This window comes from Bradyrhizobium sp. CIAT3101 (genome assembly GCF_029714945.1).
GTDB lineage: Bacteria > Pseudomonadota > Alphaproteobacteria > Rhizobiales > Xanthobacteraceae > Bradyrhizobium.
Map to the genome: position 1 here is coordinate 5,187,574 of NZ_CP121634.1, position 16,475 is coordinate 5,204,048.

A 16,475-nucleotide genomic window follows, 5' to 3' on the forward strand; every position below is an offset into this window, starting at 1 on the left:
GCGTTATTTGCGCTCGTAATGATCCGCCACCAGGCGATCGAGCAACCGGACGCCGTAGCCCGACCCCCAGCTCTGGTTGATGTCGGTCTTGGGCGCGCCCATTGCGGTGCCGGCGATGTCGAGATGCGCCCAGGGCGTGCCGTCGACGAAGCGCTGCAGGAACTGCGCCGCGGTGATCGAGCCGCCGTGACGGCCGCCGGTGTTCTTCATGTCGGCGAACTGGGAATCGATCAGCTTGTCGTATTCGGGGCCGAGCGGCAGGCGCCAGACCTTCTCGCCGCTCTCGATGCCCGCGGCGAGCAAGCGCTCGGCGAGCTCGTCATTGTTGGAGAACATGCCGGCATGATCGGTGCCGAGCGCGACCACGATCGCGCCGGTCAGGGTCGCCAGGTCCACCATGAATTTCGGCTTGGCCTTCTTGGCCACGTACCAGAGCACGTCGGCCAGCACGAGACGGCCCTCCGCGTCGGTGTTGATGATCTCGATGGTCTGGCCCGACATCGAGGTCACGATGTCGCCCGGCCGCTGCGCGTTGCCGTCGGGCATGTTCTCGACGAGGCCGATGGCGCCGACCACGTTGACCTTGGCTTTGCGCGCCGCGAGCGCATGCATCAGGCCGACGACGCAGGCCGCCCCACCCATATCGCCCTTCATGTCCTCCATGCTGCCGGCCGGCTTGATCGAGATGCCGCCGGTGTCGAAGCAGACGCCCTTGCCGACGAAGGCGACCGGCGCCTCGCCCTTCTTGCCGCCGTCCCAGCGCATGATCACGGTGCGGCTCGGACGCGCCGAGCCCTGGCCGACGCCGAGCAGCGCGCCCATGCCGAGCTTCTGCATCGCCTTGACGTCGAGCACCTCGATCTTGACGCCGAGCTTGCGCAGCTGACCGGCACGGCGCGCGAACTCCTCGGGGAAGAGCACGTTCGGCGGCTCGTTGACCAGATCGCGCGCGATGATGACGCCGTCGACGACCGCACCGGCCGAGGCAAAGGCCTTCTTCGCCGCGGCGGCATCGCCGACCGCCAGCGAGACGTCAGCGCGGAGCGCGCCCTCCTCGCCGTCCTTCTTTTTGGTCTTGTAGCGGTCGAACTTGTAGGCGCGCAGCCGCAGGCCCGACGCGATCGCGACCGCCTGCTCGCCGGTCATGGCGCCGGTTGCCAGTTCCGCCATGATGGTCATGGCGGTCGTTCCCGCCTTGAGCTTGCCGGCGGCGATGCCGCCGAATTTGAGGAAGTCGTTGCCCTTGAGGCTCGATGTCTTGCCGGTCCCGATCACGATCAGGCGCTCAACCTTCAGACCCTCGGGCGCCAGGATGTCCAGGGCGGAGCCGGTTTTGCCCTTGAATGAGGCGGCAGCCGCCGCCCGCTTCACGATCTCGGCAGCCCCGCCGAGCGCCTTGGCCGTTGCCGGGCCGACCTTCAGGTCATCGTCACAGAACACGATCAGGATGCCCCGGGCGGCACTGGTCAACGGGACGAAGCCGACCTTGATGGCATCGGACATGGGTAACTCCTCGAAAGAATGGGACTTTTGCCGATCAGCGGGTCCAACGGAAGGCCAGACCTGAACGGCGATTCACTCGTCTCGCCCCACTATGGGCGAGAAGCGCGGTCGCTGCCAAGCACCGCCCGTGGCCGGGACGCCACAATGAGGGAAATATTAACCATATATTGAGGGTGCCATGGGTCAGCCATTTTGTTGACGGATCAAAGGGATGGTAGTGAGAAAGTGAGGCTCCGGAAGAGCTGGCTGTCCGACCTTGGGGATCCCCTCGCGGGGATTGGTTGGACAGAAGGAATTCCGGCGCGCGCGTTGGGGCTTTGGTGGGATTCGTGCGGTAGCGCATGGGGTCAATCGACAGGTATATTTTCCGCACGACGCTGGCGTCGTTTGCGCTCGTCCTGGTCAGCCTCACCGGCGTGATCTGGATTACGCAGGCGTTGCGCGGCATCGACCTGATGACGAGCCAGGGTCAGACCATCATGACCTTCCTCGGCATCACCAGCCTCGTGATCCCGGCGCTGGTGCTGATCATCTCGCCGATCGCGCTGATGATCGCGATCTCGCACACGCTGAACAAGCTCGCCACCGATTCCGAGATCATCGTGATGAATGCCGCCGGCTTCTCGCCGTTCCGGCTGTTCTATCCGTTCTTCTACGCCACCTGCGTGGTGGCGCTGCTGGTCGCCTTCATCGCCGCCTATCTCGCGCCCGACGGCATGCGGCGGATCAAGCAGTGGGATGCCGAGATCACCGCCGACGTGCTCACCAACATCCTGCAGCCCGGTCGCTTCGCCCAGCTCGACAAGAACCTTACGATCCGGATTCGCGAGCGGCTGCCCGGCGGCATCCTCGCCGGCATCTTCATCGACGACCGCCGCGATCCCAATGAGCGCGTCTCGATCGTGGCCGAGCACGGCGAGGTCGTGAAGAACGAGAACGGATCGTTCCTGGTGCTCAAGGACGGCAATCTGCAGCGTTTCGAGGCGGGCAAGCGCGATCCTGCGCTGGTGGCTTTCGGCCGCTACGGCTTCGACATGTCGAAGTTCGGCAACCAGGGCCACGACGTCACCCTCGGCATCCGCGAGCGCTATCTGTGGGAGCTGTTCTCGCCGTCCGAGGACGACCCGGTCTACAAGCAAATCCCCGGACAGTTCCGCTCGGCGCTGCATGACAGCCTGCTCGCGCCGATCTATCCGTTCGCCTTCGCCGTCTTGACCTTCGCCTTCCTGGGGGCGCCGCGTACCACCCGCCAGAGCCGCAACTTCTCGATCGGCTCCTCGATCCTCGCCGTGTTCGGCCTGCGCATGGCCGGCTTCGCCTGCTCGGTCATGGCCGTGAAATCGTCGGGCCCGGTGCTGGCCCAGTACGTGATGGTGCTCGGGGCGATCGCCGTCGGGCTGTGGATGGTCATCGGCGGCATCGTGGTCGAGCCGCCGCCCGGCCTGATGGAAGCCATCAACAAATCGAACGCGCGGATCGCGCGGCTGTTCGGACGGCCGGCCGCCGCATGAGCATGCTCACCAACACGCTCGGGCGCTATTTTGCCGGCCGCTTCGTGGTCGCCGCACTCGGCGTGTTCGCGAGCATCTTCCTGCTGCTGGTGCTGGTCGACTACATCGAGATGGTGCGCAAGACCTCGGGGCTTGCGTCGGCGTCGGCGATCATGGTGGCCGAGACGTCGCTTTTCCGGGTGCCGCAATTGCTGGAGAAGCTGACACCGTTCTGCATGCTGATCGGCGCCATGACCTGCTATCTCGCCCTCTCCCGCCGGCTCGAGCTCGTGGTGGCGCGCGCCGCCGGCATCTCGGCCTGGCAGTTCATCTCGCCCGCGCTCGGCAGCGCGCTTCTGATCGGCGTGATCGCCACCGTCGCCTACAATCCGATGTCGGCGAACCTGCGCGAGCTGTCCAAGCGCATGGAAGCAGAGCTGTTCGGCTCGGCGCCCGGCGGCGGCATTCAGGACGCCTCGGGCTTCTGGCTCAACCAGGTGACCAGCGACGGCCAGACCATCATCAACGCCGCGCGCAGCGAACAGCAGGGCGTCCGGCTGACCGGGCTCACACTGTTCCGGTTTGACACAGAGCAGCACTTCAAGGAGCGGGTCGAGGCGCGCGAGGCGACGCTCGAGGCCGGCCACTGGCTGTTCAAGGGCGTGCGCCGCTTCTCGCTCGACGCCCCGCCGGTCGACCAGGCCAGCCTCGAGATTCCGACGACGTTGACCGAAGCGCAGGTCCGAAACAGCTTTTCCACACCCGAGACTGTGTCCTTTTGGCAACTACCGAGCTACATCCGCTCATCGGAGAGCTCGGGGTTCGCGACAGCCGGATATCGACTCCAGTATCACAAGCTGCTGGCACAGCCGTTTTTGCTCGCCGCCATGGTGATGCTCGCGGCTTCAGTGTCGCTGCGCTTCTTCCGGATGGGCGGCGTACAGAAGATGGTTTTGAGTGGCGTGGGCGCAGGCTTTCTGCTCTACGTTTTGTCGAAAGTGACTGAAGACTTGAGCAAGGCTGAGTTGATGCATCCGATCGCTGCGGCGTGGTTGCCCGTAGTGGTGGGCGGCCTCACCGGCTTTTTGGCCTTGTTGTACCAGGAGGACGGTTAGTGACTGCCGTCCGCAGAGGACTCGTGTCTGATTCGACGTTGCGCACCCCCGTGCGCGCGAACGGATACGGCTTGGCTGTCCGCAGGCTCGTCCTCGCCCTGATCGCGACCGCATCGTTCGCCGGCATGATCGATCTTGCCGCCGTGACGCCGGCTGCCGCCCAGAGCTACACCTACAATCCGCTGCCGCCGCGTCCGAAGCCGCCGAAGGCCGCCAATGACGGGCAGATGCTCGTGCAGGCGACCGAGGTCGATTACGACTACAACAATTCGCGCGTCTCGGCGGTCGGCAACGTCCAGCTGTTCTACAACGGCACCAGCGTCGAGGCCGACCGGGTCATCTACGACCAGAAGACCAAGCGGCTCCATGCCGAAGGCAACATCCGCATGACGGATGCCGACGGCAAGATCACCTATGCCGAGATCCTGGATCTCTCCGACGACTACCGCGACGGTTTCGTCGATTCGCTGCGCGTGGACACCGCCGACCAGACCCGCATGGCCGCGACCCGCGCCGACCGCTCCAGCGGCAACTACACGGTGTTCGAGAACGGCGTCTACACGGCCTGCGCGCCGTGTAAGGACGATCCGAAGAAGCCCCCGCTCTGGCAGGTCAAGGGTGCCCGCATCATCCACGACCAGCAGGAGAAGATGCTGTATTTCGAGACGGCGCAGCTCGAATTCTTCGGCGTGCCGCTCGCCTACATGCCCTATTTCTCGACGCCCGATCCGACCGTGAAGCGCAAGACCGGCTTCCTGATGCCGGGCTTCACCTCCTACACGGCGTTCGGCTACGGCGTCGAAGTCCCGTTCTACTGGGCGATCGCGCCCGACATGGATGCGACCTTCAGCCCGCGCATCACCTCCAAGCAGGGCGTGCTGTTCCAGGCCGAGTTCCGCCAGCGCCTGCTGGACGGTGCCTACCAGGTTCGCGTCTACGGCATCGACCAGCTCAACCCCGGCAATTTCGCCGGCCAGCCGGGCGATCGTCAGTTCCGCGGCGGCATCGAGACCAAGGGCCAGTTCGCGCTGAACGACAAATGGGTCTGGGGCTGGGACGGCGTCCTGCTCTCCGACTACTATTTCATGTCGGACTACCGCCTGTCGGCCTATCGCGATCCGCTCGGTTCGTTCCTGAACCTGCCGACGGATGCGCTGTCGCAGCTCTATCTGACCGGCGTCGGCAACCGCAGCTTCTTCGACGCGCGCACGATGTACTGGACGAGCTTCTCGGGTAACCAGCAGCAGGTCCCGGTCGTCTATCCCGTGATCGACTACTCGAACGTGCTCAACTATCCGATCTTCGGCGGCGAGGTCTCCTACAAGACCAACTTCGTCAATCTGACGCGTAACGACGCGGCGTTCGATCCGATCACGACGACGGCCAACACCAACGGCCTGTGCACGACGACCTCGGCCGATCCGCTCGCGCGCACACCGTCGCAGTGCCTGCTGCGCGGCTTCCCCGGCACCTACACCCGCCTGACGGCGGAGGCGCAGTGGCGCAAGTCCTTCACCGATCCGTTCGGCGAGATCTGGACGCCGTTCGCGATCCTGCGCGCCGACGCGATCAATTCCGACGTCTCCAACCAGCCGGGCGTGTCGAACTACCTGCCCGTCGGCAACACCCAGGCGTTCCGCCTGATGCCGACCGTCGGCCTCGAATATCGCTATCCCTTCATCAACGTTCAGCCCTGGGGCTCGACCACCATCGAGCCGATCGCGCAGATCATCATCCGCCCGAACGAGACCTATGCCGGCAAGCTCCCGAACGAGGATGCGCAGAGCATGGTGTTCGACGCCTCGAACCTGTTCAGCGTCGACAAGTTCTCCGGCTACGACCGCGTCGAAGGCGGCGGCCGCGCCAATGTCGGCGTGCAGGCGACCACGCAGTTCGACAAGGGCGGCGCCGTCAAGGTGCTGTTCGGCCAGTCCTACCAGCTGTTCGGCATGAACTCCTTCGCGGTGCAGGACTCCATCAACACCGGCATCAATTCCGGCCTCGACAAGCCGCGTTCGGATTACGTGGCGAGCGCCGCCTACTCGCCGAACAGCACCTATACGTTCAGCGTCCGCTCCCGCATGGACGAGCAGACCTGGAACATCCAGCGCTTCGAGGCGGAGGGCCGCGCCAACTTCAACCGCTGGTCGGTCAGCGTGATGTACGGCAATTACGCGCCGCAGCCGGAACTCGGCTACCTGACCCGCCGCGAGGGCATCCTGACGACCGGCTCGATCAAGGTCGCGACCAATTGGGTGGTGACGGGCTCGGCGCGCTGGGACCTCGAGGCCAACAAGATCAACCAATATGTGCTCGGCGCCGGCTATGTCGACGATTGCTTCGTGCTGGCGGCGAACTATGTAACTTCGTATAGCTATTCCGCGGGCACCACGCCGCCCGTGCTGAGCCACGCGTTCATGTTCCAGATCGGCCTGCGCACGCTGGCGACCTCGACCGGGTCCAGCTCGTCCGCCGGCTACCAGTGAACCCGTTTGAGTTGCCGGCCGCTTGTTCCCTCTCGCGGGATCATTGCGGCTGACATGCGAGCGACAAATATGACCACCCGATTGCCTGTCTTCCGTCTCCCCCTCTTCGTGCTGGGCGCTGTGCTGGCCTCCGTACTGGTTCTCGCCGGCGCACCTGCGCATGCGCAGAACATCGTCGTCATGGTCAACGGCGATCCCATCACCGATTTCGACATCGAGCAGCGCTCCAAGCTCGAGACGCTGACGACGCAGAAGCCGCAAAACCGGCAGGACATCATCAACACGTTGATCGACGACAAGATCAAGCTGAAGGAAGGCAAGAAATACGGCGTCGACCCCACCGCATCCGACGTCAACGGATCCTACGAGGGCATGGCGCAGCGCATGCGCATCTCGATCGATCAGCTCAGCAAATCGCTCGAGACCAAGGGCGTGCGCCCCGAAGCGCTCAAGAACCGCATGAAGGCCGAGATGGTCTGGACCAGCCTCGTGCGCGGCCGCTTCAAGGAGAAGCTGATCGTCGGCGAGAAGGACGTCGCCGACAAGGTGCGCGAAGGCGGCGACGAGAAGCTGCAGATCGAGGGCACCGAATACAAGATGCAGCCGATCGTGCTAATCGTGCCGCGCGGCTCGTCCGCCGCTTTCCAGGAGACGCGGATGAAGGAAGCCGAGCAGTATCGCTCGCGTGTCGGAAGCTGCGAGGAAGCCAATTCCCTGTTCCGTTCGACGCCGAACGCCACCATCCGCGACACCGTCACCAAGACCACGGCTGACCTGCCGGAGGCACTGCGCAAGGTTCTCGACGACACCGCGATCGGTCACCTCACGGCCCCTGAAGTGACCAAGGCCGGCATCGAGATGGTCGTGCTTTGCGCGCGCAAGCCGACCACGATCGATACGCCGAAGAAGCGCGAGATCCGCGAGAAGATGTATACGGAGAAGTACGAGAAGACCCAGAGGGCCTATCTCGACGAGCTCCGCAAGGCGGCGATGATCGAATATCGCAACCGCTGATGGCCGCTCCCGCAAAGCCCCTTGCACTGACGCTCGGAGAGCCCGCCGGCATCGGCCCCGACATCACCATCGCGGCCTGGCTCAGGCGCCGCGAGCTCGACCTTCCCGCCTTCTATTTGCTTGGCGACGAGGCGCTGATCGCGCAGCGCGCCAAGGCACTCGGCGCCGATATCAGGATCGCCGCGGTGAAGCCGGGCGAAGCCGAGACTGCCTTTGCGGACGCCCTGCCCGTGGCCGCGACCGGCGAGCGAGCGACCGCTGCGCCCGGCAAGCCCGACGCATCGAGCGCACCGGCAGCGCTTGCCTCGATCCGCCAGGCGGTCGACGACGTCCGCGCCGGCCACGCCAGCGCCGTCGTCACCAACCCGATCGCCAAGAGCGTGCTTTACCGCGCAGGCTTCCGTCATCCCGGCCACACCGAATTCCTTGCGGAGCTCGCGAGCCTCGATGGCCGCGTGCCGCAGCCGGTGATGATGCTGTGGTCGCCGCGGCTCGCCGTGGTGCCGGTAACGATCCACGTGTCCGTGCGGGACGCGCTCGCCCAGCTCACCAGCGATCTCATCGTCTCGACCGTGCGCATCGTTGCGACCGAGCTGAAATCCCGCTTCGGCATCGCCCGTCCCCGCATCGCGGTCTCCGGCCTCAATCCGCATGCCGGCGAGGACGGCTCGCTCGGCCATGAAGAGCAGACCGTGATTGCGCCGGCGCTCAAGCTCCTGCGCAATGACGGCGTCGACGCCAGGGGACCGCTCCCCGCCGACACCATGTTCCACGAGGCCGCGCGCAACACCTATGACTGCGCGGTCTGCATGTATCACGACCAGGCGCTGATCCCGATCAAGACGGTGGCGTTCGACGACGCCGTCAATGTCACGCTTGGCCTGCCCTTCATCCGCACCTCGCCCGATCACGGCACCGCCTTCGACATCGCCGGCACCGGCAAGGCCAATCCGGCCAGCCTGGTCGCCGCGCTCAAGCTTGCCAGCCGCATGGCGGCTGCAAACAGCTGATGAGCGCGATCGACGACCTCCCGCCGCTTCGCGAGGTCATTCGCCAGCACGCGCTGTCCGCCCGCAAGTCGCTGGGCCAGAACTTTCTGCTCGACCTCAATCTCACCGCGCGCATCGCGCGCGCAGCAGCGCCGCTGGACGACAGCACCATCGTCGAGATCGGCCCGGGCCCGGGCGGACTGACACGTGCGTTGCTCGCGCTCGGCGCCAGACGCGTCATCGCGATCGAGCACGACGAGCGCGCGATCCCGGCGCTGAACGATATTTCCGCGCGCTATCCCGGCCGGCTCGAGATCGTGCATGGCGATGCCATGACGTTTGATCCGCGCCCGCTGCTGGCAGGCGAGCGCGCGAAGATCGTCGCCAATCTGCCCTACAACATCGCGACCCAGCTCCTGATCAACTGGCTCACCACCGAGCCCTGGCCGCCCTGGTTCGACATGATGGTGCTGATGTTTCAGCGCGAGGTCGGCGAGCGCATCGTCGCGCGCGAGGACGAGGAGGCGTATGGCCGCCTCGGCGTGCTCGCCAACTGGCGCTGCGAGACCAAAATCCTGTTCGACATTTCGCCGTCCGCCTTCGTGCCGCCGCCGAAGGTCACGTCCTCCGTCGTGCGCCTGGTGCCGCGCGCGGAGCCTCTGCCCTGCGATCGCAAGATGCTCGAACAGGTCGCGGCCGCGGCGTTCGGCCAGCGCCGGAAAATGCTGCGCCAAAGCCTGAAATCGCTCGGTGTCGATCCCGCGCGACTTGCGGCAGCCGCCGGCGTCGATGCGACGCGGCGTGCCGAGACCATTCCCATCTCCGGCTTTGTTGCCATGGCGCGTGAATTGGCCGATATACGAGCCGAAACGTGAGAATGGAAATTCCGGAGGAAAGAAAATGGCGTTGATGCGTCGGCAGTCGCTGGTCAAGTTCGATGCGCCCCTGTGCGAGACCATCGTCGATACGCCCAAGCCGCAAGGCGCCGAAGTGCTGGTGCGCATCGAACGCTGCGGCCTCTGCCATTCCGATCTGCACATCCAGGACGGCTATGCCGATCTCGGCGGCGGCAAGAAGCTCGACACCACGCGCGGCATGACGCTGCCCTTCACGCTCGGCCACGAGATCGCCGGCGTCGTCGACGAAGTCGGCCCCGACGTGCCGGCGGGTCTCGTCGGAGCCAAGAAGGCGGTGTTTCCCTGGATCGGCTGCGGCCAGTGCCGCGACTGCAAGAACGGCGACGAGAACCTCTGCGCCAAGCAGCGCTTCCTCGGCGTCTCCATCGACGGCGGGTTCGCCACCCACGTGCTGGTGCCCGACGCAAAATATCTGCTCGACTACGATCCCCTGCCCGTCAACCAGGCCGCCACCCTGATGTGCTCCGGCGTCACCGCATACGGCGCGCTCAAGCGCCTGGTCGACCGTCCGCGTCAGCGTAATCTGCTGCTGATCGGTCTCGGCGGCGTCGGCATGATGGGCCTGTCGTTCGCGCAAGCGATGTTCAAGCAGCCGATCACGGTCGCCGATCTCTCGCCGGCCGCGCGCGAGACCGCGCTGAAGAACGGCGCAGCCAATGCCTACGATCCGTCCGAGCCCGACGTGATCAAGCGCATCCTGAAGGAGACCGACGGCGGTTTCGACGAGGTCGTCGATTTCGCCGGCAACGAGAAGTCGATGGCGTTCGCGGTCGCGGTTGCCGCGCGCGGCGGCAAGGTCGTGGTGTCCGGCCTGATGGGCGGCCAGTTCACGCTGCCGATGGTGCAATGGGTCTACAAACGCCTCACCGTCGAAGGTTTCATGGTCGGTACGCTCGCAGAGGCGCATGAGCTGATGGCGCTCGCCCGCGCCGGCAAGATCAAGCAGACGCCGATGCGCGAAGAGCCGATGGGCGATGTCCAGAAATGGATCGACGAGCTGCGCGCAGGCCACGTGGTCGGCCGCATCGTGCTGAAGAACTGAGTTTCGATCGGCGGCGGGACAGGCGTCTCGCCGCCGCTTTCGTTTGCGCGATTAACCCGGAATTCACGAAAGGCCCGGTTCCAAATAGGGGAACCTGCACGCTGACGACTATAATCCTCACCATCCCATTTCGGAATTCTGGTGTGAGCATGCAGACCATTCGCCGTTTCCTGGCCGACGAATCCGGCGCGACTGCGATCGAGTACGGTCTGATTGCCGCCGGCATCGCGCTGGCCATCATCGCGGTGGTCAACAATCTCGGCTCGACGCTGAAGCTGAAGTTCGGTTCGATCAGCTCGTCGCTGAAGTAGCGCGCACCTTTAGAATAGGCCTTGGTACGAAGCCCGACGCTCGGAACGGCTGCGGCTGCACTGCGTTGGCAGCGCATGACCATCCGCTGCACCGTCGAGAGCGCATTCTTCATCGCCTGGAGCTTCCTCGAGAAGAGCGGCGAACTCGGCCCGCCCGACAATTCCGCCAACATCATTCTCGATGCGATTGAAGCGCAGCTGAAAACCGGCGAGCGCCGGCCGCTGATGCTCGCCAACAGGGCGATCGACACATACAGGCATCAGAACCGCCTGTCGGCTGCGCGCGCGGCCCGCCTCGGCTGACGGCACGTGATGCCCTTGGCCCTTGGCCCCCGCCGGCCCGGCGGCGGCACCTTGTGTTCACTCCTGAACAGAGCGCCGGCTCCATTTCGAAATTCCGTAGTTCTCCGGCCAAGAACAAAGTTCGAGGCGTGGCGCCTGTGCAACGCAGGACGCTCTTCCGCGTTCGGCGCCACTTTTTCGATTTCCCGTAACCCCTTGTGTGCACTTTGGAACCGTCGGTTTCTGCCGGGAAACGTAGGGTTCTCCCCGGTGCCGATTCCCGGCAGGCAAGAGAAACAGTGTGACCGGCCGGCCCAATAACGAGCTCCTCCAGAAGCTCAGCACCCACGATTTCGAGCTGCTTGCTCCTCATTTGCAATCGGTCGAGCTGCCTTCGAGCCACATCCTGCATCATGCCGGCGACAGCATCGGCGCCGTCCACTTCCCGTGCGGCCCCACGTTCGTGTCGTTCGCGGTGCCGGTCGAGGACGACCGCGAGGTCGAAAGCCTGCTGGTCGGCCGCGAGGGTGCGGTCGGTCTCCCCGCCGGACGCGGCCCGTCGCTGGCCTATGCCCGCATCGTCGTGAAGGTGGGCGGCTCGGTGCTCCGCCTGCCGCTGCGCGCGTTCGAACAGGCGCAGCAGAGATCGGCGAGCCTGCACGATCTGTTCGCGCGCTACGCCGCCTGCCAGCTTGCGCAGCTGCTGCAGACCGCGGCCTGCAACGCCGCGCATTCGATCGAGCAGCGCGCGGCGAAATGGATCCTCGCGGCGCAGGAGCACCTCGGCGGCGACGAGATTCCCCTCACCCACGAGCAGCTCGCCGGTATGCTCGGGGTCTCGCGCAGCTATGCCAGCCGCGTCATCCAGATGCTCAAGGCAAGGCGCATCCTCGCAACGCGCCGCGGCGCCATCCTGATCCTCGACGGACCGGCGCTGCAGGCGAGCGCCTGCGCCTGCAACGTCACGGTGAAGAAGCATTTCCGCGAAGTGCTGGGTCACTCCTGACGGAGCGGCCGATCCGCGCGCGTCGGAACATATTCGACTGGCCCGCATTGCCGGGACATGCCGCGGTACTTTTTCCATTTCGAAGGCCAGCAACCTCACATCGACACCACAGGCGAGGCGCTCACCGACGACGAGGCCGCCTGGCGCGAAGCCGTCCGCCTCTCCCGCGACGTCGAGCACGCGCTGCGTCCCGGCGACAGCTGGACGCTCAGCGTGTTCGACGGCACCGACCCGGTGTTCGTGCTGGCGATGGTGACCCGGCGGTTTCGTTAACGCGTCGGCAGAAAGTTAACGTCCGCCGCCGCCCCGGTTCCGGGGGTGGACCCGGCCCGACTTGCCGAATTTCGATAGCCGGCTACACCCCGAAACTTGCGTCACACCAAAGCACAACTTGCATTAGGATGCGAACAGCCGTTCAATACCCGCATAAGCCGGCAGCACATTGCATCACCTTTGGTTTTGAGTGGAATGCGGACCTTTCTTATCATTCTGGGCATCTGGATCCTGATCAACGTCCTGTTCGTCGTGATCATGGTCCCGCCGCGCAAGCCACGGAAATCGAGTGAGCCTCGCGCGTCGAGCGGGCTCGCGCCCGTCCCGATCGGCCAAAATGCCTACGCCTACGACGAGGACGAAAAGGTCTCGCTGCGGCACACCATCATCGCCGTTGCGATGGGTGCGCTGTTCTCGCTGACGCCGCCTCTGCTGGAGGCCGTCGACGACATCAAGCGGATGATCGGCAAATACCGCAAACAGCGGCAGTACGCCGAACCGGCGAGCGACGAGCGATCCCTCGAGACGACCCCGAAAGAGCTCCGGGCGCGAGAAGGCCAGAGTTCGACCGGCGGATCGTCTTCTCCCGAGCAAGACAGTTCGAAGCACTGACGCTCCTCGCGGCTCCGTTCCCTATCACTTCAGACCCGGATTTTGGAACACGCGGCGCGTCCAGCGCGTTGGCGAACAGGAAACCACAGGGGGAGAAGCGACGACAGGAGACACGAGCTTGGTCAATCTCGGCAAATGGTACGATCCGATCTCGGAGCGTTGGATCGCACCGCGCGAACTTCACCCCGTCCCGACATCCCGCCACGCGAGCGAGAACCACGTGCTCGAACTCCAGAGGTCAGTCGAGATCCAGCGCATCTGGCGCACGGTGGTCGATTGCTGCGCACGCAACTGATGCTGCCGCGCCGGAGGCGTTGCTGTTATTCGCCATGAACGATCCCGCATCACCCGCAAGATCATCCGCAAGGCCGGTCGCGACCGCGATACGATATCTGTCGATCGCGGTGGGCTCCGCCTGCCTGTTGCTCGCAGCCATTTGCCTCGCCTTGGCGTGCCGCGTCTTCATCGAGTCCGGTCTGTTCGCGCAATCCTACGCGATGGTGTGTCTCATCAGCGCAGCGCTGGGATGTCTCGCGCTGATGTTGGCGCGGGCGTGGAAATAGGCTCCCGCCTCGAGCTCATCTCAAGGCCAGAGGTGCTTGCTTTCACAGCTGCCGCCATTGGCACAAAGTGCACATGTTATCCCCGCAGCCTTGAGCTAATCTCCCCTCGCTCCAGCGACTAGCCTCTCGCGACAGATTGCGGGTCACGAGTTTTCGCAAGGTGCTGCTCTTCGTCAGTTTGACGTCATCGCAACCAATCGCGTTGACGCAAACACGCGCCTGCATGGCTTGACCTTCGCGATCAGCTTGCGTGCAAGCGGGCGCATCCGGGGTCGTTCAGCAACACGGAGACCACCATGAGTAACGGCGCTCCCAAAAACATCAATTCCTCCCCCGATCAGAAGACCACGAACGAAACGTCCGCCATCAACCGGCGGAGTGTCCTGCTCGGATCGACGGCGATCGGAGCCATCGCTGCATTGTCCGCAGCGCCCGGGACAACCGCTCCGGCCTCGGCGCAGGGAGCGACGGCCACGCCATCCACAACGCCCGGCGCGCTGACGAAGAAGGGCTTCAATGGCGTCATCAAGCTGGACTCGCGCGATTCGACACCGGACTGGGGTCCCTTCACGCCGGCACGCGCGCCCGAAGGTTCGCCGAACATTCTGGTGATCCTCTACGACGACACCGGCCTGGCGGCATGGTCTCCGTTCGGCGGCGGCATCAACATGCCGACGCTGCAGAAGCTTGCCGACAATGGCCTGATGTATTCGCAATGGCACACCACCGCGCTGTGCTCGCCGACCCGCTCGACATTCCTGACCGGCCGCAACCACCATCTCAACGGCAATTCGTGCATCACGGAAGCCGCCCAGGGTTTCCCGGGCTGGAGCGGACGGATCCCGGACGAATGCGCCACCATCGGCCAGGTGCTCCAGGGCGCCGGCTGGAGCACGTTCTGGCTCGGCAAGAATCACAACGTGCCGGAGCAGGACATCGCCGCCGGCGCGACCCGTTCGCAATGGCCGCTGCAGAAAGGGTTCGATCGCTACTATGGCTTTCTCGGTGGTGAGACCAACCAGTGGTTCCCCGATCTGACCGAGGACAACAAATTCGTCGACGCACCTTATTCACCCGAAGAGGGTTATCACCTCTCCCGCGATCTGGTCGAGAACGCGCTCCAGATGATCCGCGACCAGAAGGCCAGCAATCCGTCGAAGCCGTGGTTCATGTGGCTTTGTCCTGGCGCCAACCACGCCCCGCATCATGCCCCCAAGGAGTATGTCGACAAGTACAAGGGCAAGTTCGACGACGGCTATGAAGCCTATCGCGACTGGGTGTTGCCGCGCATGATCGCGAAAGGATTGCTGCCGAAGGACACCAAGCTCACGCAGATCAATCCGCTGCCGCAGAACGTCGCGAACCAGCTCGACGCGGTGCGCCCGTGGAGTTCGCTCAGCGCCGACGAGAAGAAACTGTTCGCGCGCATGGCCGAGGTCTATGCCGGTTTCTCGGAATACACCGACGTGCAGATCGGGCGGCTGATCGACTATCTCCAGAAGAGCGGTCAACTCGACAATACGCTGGTGTTCTACTGCGCCGATAACGGCGCATCCGGTGAAGGCAGCCCGAACGGCTCGGTCAACGAGAACAAGTTCTTCAACAACTATCCGGACGAGATGGCCGAGAATATGAGATATCTCGATGTGCTCGGCAGCGTCGAGACCTACAACCACTACCCGACCGGATGGGCGACGGCGTTCTCGACCCCGTTCCAGATGTTCAAGCGCTATTCCGAATATGCCGGCGGCACCTGCTGCCCGCTCGTGATCTCCTGGCCGAAGGGGATCAAGGCCAAGGGCGAGATCCGCGACCAATATCACCACTCGACCGATATCGTTCCGACCATTCTCGATGTCTGCGGGCTCGACATGCCGAAAGTGTTCCGCGGCGTCGAGCAATATCCGATGTCGGGGGTTTCGATGCGCTACAGCTTCGACGCCAAGGACGCTCCCACGCAGAAGAAGCGGCAATATTACGCCATGCTCGGCACCCGCGGCATCTGGGAGGACGGCTGGAAGGCCGCGGCCCTGCACGCGCCCCTCACCGGCAAGGGGCATTTCGACCAGGACGATTGGGAGCTCTATCATGTCGACGTCGATCGATCGGAATCGGTCAACGTCGCCAAGCAGTATCCCGACAAGCTGAAAAGCCTCATCAAGGCCTGGTTCGAAGAGGCGGACAAGAATTTCGTGCTGCCACTCGACGACCGGACTCCGGCCGAGTTGCTCGGCATCGAACGGCCAAGCGAGGAAAAGCCCCGCACGCGTTACGTCTATTATCCCGGCACCTCGCCGGTCCCGGAAGGCGTTGCCGTCAATGTACGCGGCCGCTCCTACAAGATCGTCGCCGACGTCGAGATCAGCGATCCCGATGCAACAGGGGTGATCTTTGCGCACGGCTCCCGCTTCGGCGGGCACAGCCTATTCATCAAGGATCGCAAACTGAACTACGTGTACAATTTCCTCGGCATCAAGCCGGAGCAACGCTTCGTCTCCGGCGAGCTCAAGCCGGGCAAGTACACGCTTGGCATGGAGTTCGTCCGCGACAAGGCGGGCCCGAAGGGTGAATCCGTCGGCAAGACGACGCTCTACGTCAACGGGCAGTCCGTCGCCCAAGGCGACATGCGCACACAATCGGGGAAATTCACCCTTGCCGGCGACGGCCTTTGCGTCGGCTACGACAGCGGCGATGCCGTCAGCCAGGAGTACAAATCGCCGGGCACGTTCAAGGGCGGCACCATCCTCGGCGTCGGGGTCGACGTCAGTCCCGAAGTCTATCATGACTTGGAGAAGGAAGCCTCCCGGGCGATGTCGCGGGATTAAGAGCGGCTCTTTCCGTCATAGCGAGCGTTGCGAAGCAATCCAGAATC

Annotated in this window: 16 protein-coding genes; 15 read left to right on the forward strand and 1 reads right to left on the reverse strand. The window is 64.3% G+C overall.

Annotated elements, in window-relative coordinates; translation table 11 throughout:
- Positions 1 to 3: 3 nt before the first annotated feature.
- The gene (locus QA645_RS24625) at positions 4 to 1,503 is read right to left on the reverse strand and encodes a leucyl aminopeptidase (protein WP_283044256.1); all 1,500 of its coding nucleotides are present in this window, start codon (positions 1,501 to 1,503) and stop codon (positions 4 to 6) included.
- A 341-nt stretch (positions 1,504 to 1,844) separates the two neighbouring features.
- Here QA645_RS24625 and lptF point away from each other — a divergent pair, with 341 nt between their 5' ends.
- The 15 genes from lptF (at position 1,845) to QA645_RS24700 (ending at position 16,428) form a co-directional block, all read left to right on the forward strand.
- Positions 1,845 to 3,014 (forward strand): LPS export ABC transporter permease LptF, encoded by a 1,170-nt coding sequence (gene lptF, locus QA645_RS24630; protein ID WP_254131000.1) that lies wholly within the window; start codon positions 1,845 to 1,847, stop codon positions 3,012 to 3,014.
- On the forward strand, positions 3,011 to 4,108 hold the full coding sequence (lptG, locus tag QA645_RS24635; RefSeq protein WP_254130999.1) for an LPS export ABC transporter permease LptG: 1,098 nt from the start codon (positions 3,011 to 3,013) through the stop codon (positions 4,106 to 4,108). The genes lptF and lptG overlap by 4 nt, the downstream gene beginning before the upstream one ends.
- Positions 4,108 to 6,594 carry an LPS-assembly protein LptD gene (locus tag QA645_RS24640; RefSeq protein ID WP_254130998.1) on the forward strand — a complete coding sequence of 829 codons (2,487 nt, stop codon included), beginning with the start codon at positions 4,108 to 4,110 and terminating at the stop codon, positions 6,592 to 6,594. Before lptG ends, QA645_RS24640 begins: the two co-directional genes overlap by 1 nt.
- A gap of 69 nt (positions 6,595 to 6,663) precedes the next feature.
- Positions 6,664 to 7,608 carry a SurA N-terminal domain-containing protein gene (locus QA645_RS24645; RefSeq protein ID WP_283044257.1) on the forward strand — a complete coding sequence of 315 codons (945 nt, stop codon included), beginning with the start codon at positions 6,664 to 6,666 and terminating at the stop codon, positions 7,606 to 7,608.
- On the forward strand, positions 7,608 to 8,618 hold the full coding sequence (gene pdxA / locus QA645_RS24650) for a 4-hydroxythreonine-4-phosphate dehydrogenase PdxA (RefSeq protein WP_283044258.1): 1,011 nt from the start codon (positions 7,608 to 7,610) through the stop codon (positions 8,616 to 8,618). The genes QA645_RS24645 and pdxA overlap by 1 nt, the downstream gene beginning before the upstream one ends.
- Positions 8,618 to 9,472 carry a 16S rRNA (adenine(1518)-N(6)/adenine(1519)-N(6))-dimethyltransferase RsmA gene (rsmA, locus tag QA645_RS24655; RefSeq protein ID WP_283044259.1) on the forward strand — a complete coding sequence of 285 codons (855 nt, stop codon included), beginning with the start codon at positions 8,618 to 8,620 and terminating at the stop codon, positions 9,470 to 9,472. Before pdxA ends, rsmA begins: the two co-directional genes overlap by 1 nt.
- A gap of 25 nt (positions 9,473 to 9,497) precedes the next feature.
- Positions 9,498 to 10,556: an alcohol dehydrogenase gene (locus QA645_RS24660; protein WP_254193352.1), complete on the forward strand. Its 1,059-nt coding sequence runs from the start codon at positions 9,498 to 9,500 to the stop codon at positions 10,554 to 10,556.
- 149 nt (positions 10,557 to 10,705) lie between these two features.
- Positions 10,706 to 10,867, forward strand: coding sequence for a Flp family type IVb pilin (locus QA645_RS24665; protein ID WP_045000328.1), 162 nt, complete (start codon positions 10,706 to 10,708; stop codon positions 10,865 to 10,867).
- Positions 10,868 to 10,942: 75 nt separating this feature from the next.
- The gene (locus QA645_RS24670) at positions 10,943 to 11,170 is read left to right on the forward strand and encodes a hypothetical protein (protein WP_254135390.1); all 228 of its coding nucleotides are present in this window, start codon (positions 10,943 to 10,945) and stop codon (positions 11,168 to 11,170) included.
- Positions 11,171 to 11,450: 280 nt separating this feature from the next.
- Positions 11,451 to 12,155, forward strand: a complete 705-nt coding sequence (locus QA645_RS24675; protein ID WP_283044260.1) for a Crp/Fnr family transcriptional regulator — start codon at positions 11,451 to 11,453, stop codon at positions 12,153 to 12,155.
- A 57-nt stretch (positions 12,156 to 12,212) separates the two neighbouring features.
- Complete coding sequence (locus QA645_RS24680) at positions 12,213 to 12,428, forward strand: tRNA 5-methylaminomethyl-2-thiouridine synthase (RefSeq protein ID WP_283044261.1); 216 nt, start codon at positions 12,213 to 12,215, stop codon at positions 12,426 to 12,428.
- Positions 12,429 to 12,623: 195 nt separating this feature from the next.
- Positions 12,624 to 13,040 (forward strand): phosphonate metabolism protein PhnM, encoded by a 417-nt coding sequence (locus tag QA645_RS24685; RefSeq protein ID WP_283044262.1) that lies wholly within the window; start codon positions 12,624 to 12,626, stop codon positions 13,038 to 13,040.
- Positions 13,041 to 13,158: 118 nt separating this feature from the next.
- Positions 13,159 to 13,335 carry a hypothetical protein gene (locus QA645_RS24690; RefSeq protein WP_283044263.1) on the forward strand — a complete coding sequence of 59 codons (177 nt, stop codon included), beginning with the start codon at positions 13,159 to 13,161 and terminating at the stop codon, positions 13,333 to 13,335.
- A gap of 34 nt (positions 13,336 to 13,369) precedes the next feature.
- Positions 13,370 to 13,603: a hypothetical protein gene (locus QA645_RS24695; protein WP_283044264.1), complete on the forward strand. Its 234-nt coding sequence runs from the start codon at positions 13,370 to 13,372 to the stop codon at positions 13,601 to 13,603.
- Between the two features lie 296 nt (positions 13,604 to 13,899).
- A complete protein-coding gene (locus QA645_RS24700; RefSeq protein ID WP_283044265.1) occupies positions 13,900 to 16,428 on the forward strand; it encodes an arylsulfatase in 2,529 nt (842 codons plus the stop codon).
- Positions 16,429 to 16,475 lie beyond the last annotated feature (47 nt).

Excerpts from the sequence above, each read along its gene's own strand:
- QA645_RS24625 (WP_283044256.1), bottom strand. The coding sequence starts at position 1,503 with ATGTCCGATGCCATCAAGGTCGGCTTCGTCCCGTTGACCAGTGCCGCC.
- lptF (WP_254131000.1), top strand. The coding sequence starts at position 1,845 with ATGGGGTCAATCGACAGGTATATTTTCCGCACGACGCTGGCGTCGTTT.
- lptG (WP_254130999.1), top strand. The coding sequence starts at position 3,011 with ATGAGCATGCTCACCAACACGCTCGGGCGCTATTTTGCCGGCCGCTTC.
- QA645_RS24645 (WP_283044257.1), top strand. The coding sequence starts at position 6,664 with ATGACCACCCGATTGCCTGTCTTCCGTCTCCCCCTCTTCGTGCTGGGC.
- pdxA (WP_283044258.1), top strand. The coding sequence starts at position 7,608 with ATGGCCGCTCCCGCAAAGCCCCTTGCACTGACGCTCGGAGAGCCCGCC.
- rsmA (WP_283044259.1), top strand. The coding sequence starts at position 8,618 with ATGAGCGCGATCGACGACCTCCCGCCGCTTCGCGAGGTCATTCGCCAG.
- QA645_RS24660 (WP_254193352.1), top strand. The coding sequence starts at position 9,498 with ATGGCGTTGATGCGTCGGCAGTCGCTGGTCAAGTTCGATGCGCCCCTG.
- QA645_RS24665 (WP_045000328.1), top strand. The coding sequence starts at position 10,706 with ATGCAGACCATTCGCCGTTTCCTGGCCGACGAATCCGGCGCGACTGCG.
- QA645_RS24670 (WP_254135390.1), top strand. The coding sequence starts at position 10,943 with ATGACCATCCGCTGCACCGTCGAGAGCGCATTCTTCATCGCCTGGAGC.
- QA645_RS24680 (WP_283044261.1), top strand. The coding sequence starts at position 12,213 with ATGCCGCGGTACTTTTTCCATTTCGAAGGCCAGCAACCTCACATCGAC.
- QA645_RS24685 (WP_283044262.1), top strand. The coding sequence starts at position 12,624 with ATGCGGACCTTTCTTATCATTCTGGGCATCTGGATCCTGATCAACGTC.
- QA645_RS24695 (WP_283044264.1), top strand. The coding sequence starts at position 13,370 with ATGAACGATCCCGCATCACCCGCAAGATCATCCGCAAGGCCGGTCGCG.
- QA645_RS24700 (WP_283044265.1), top strand. The coding sequence starts at position 13,900 with ATGAGTAACGGCGCTCCCAAAAACATCAATTCCTCCCCCGATCAGAAG.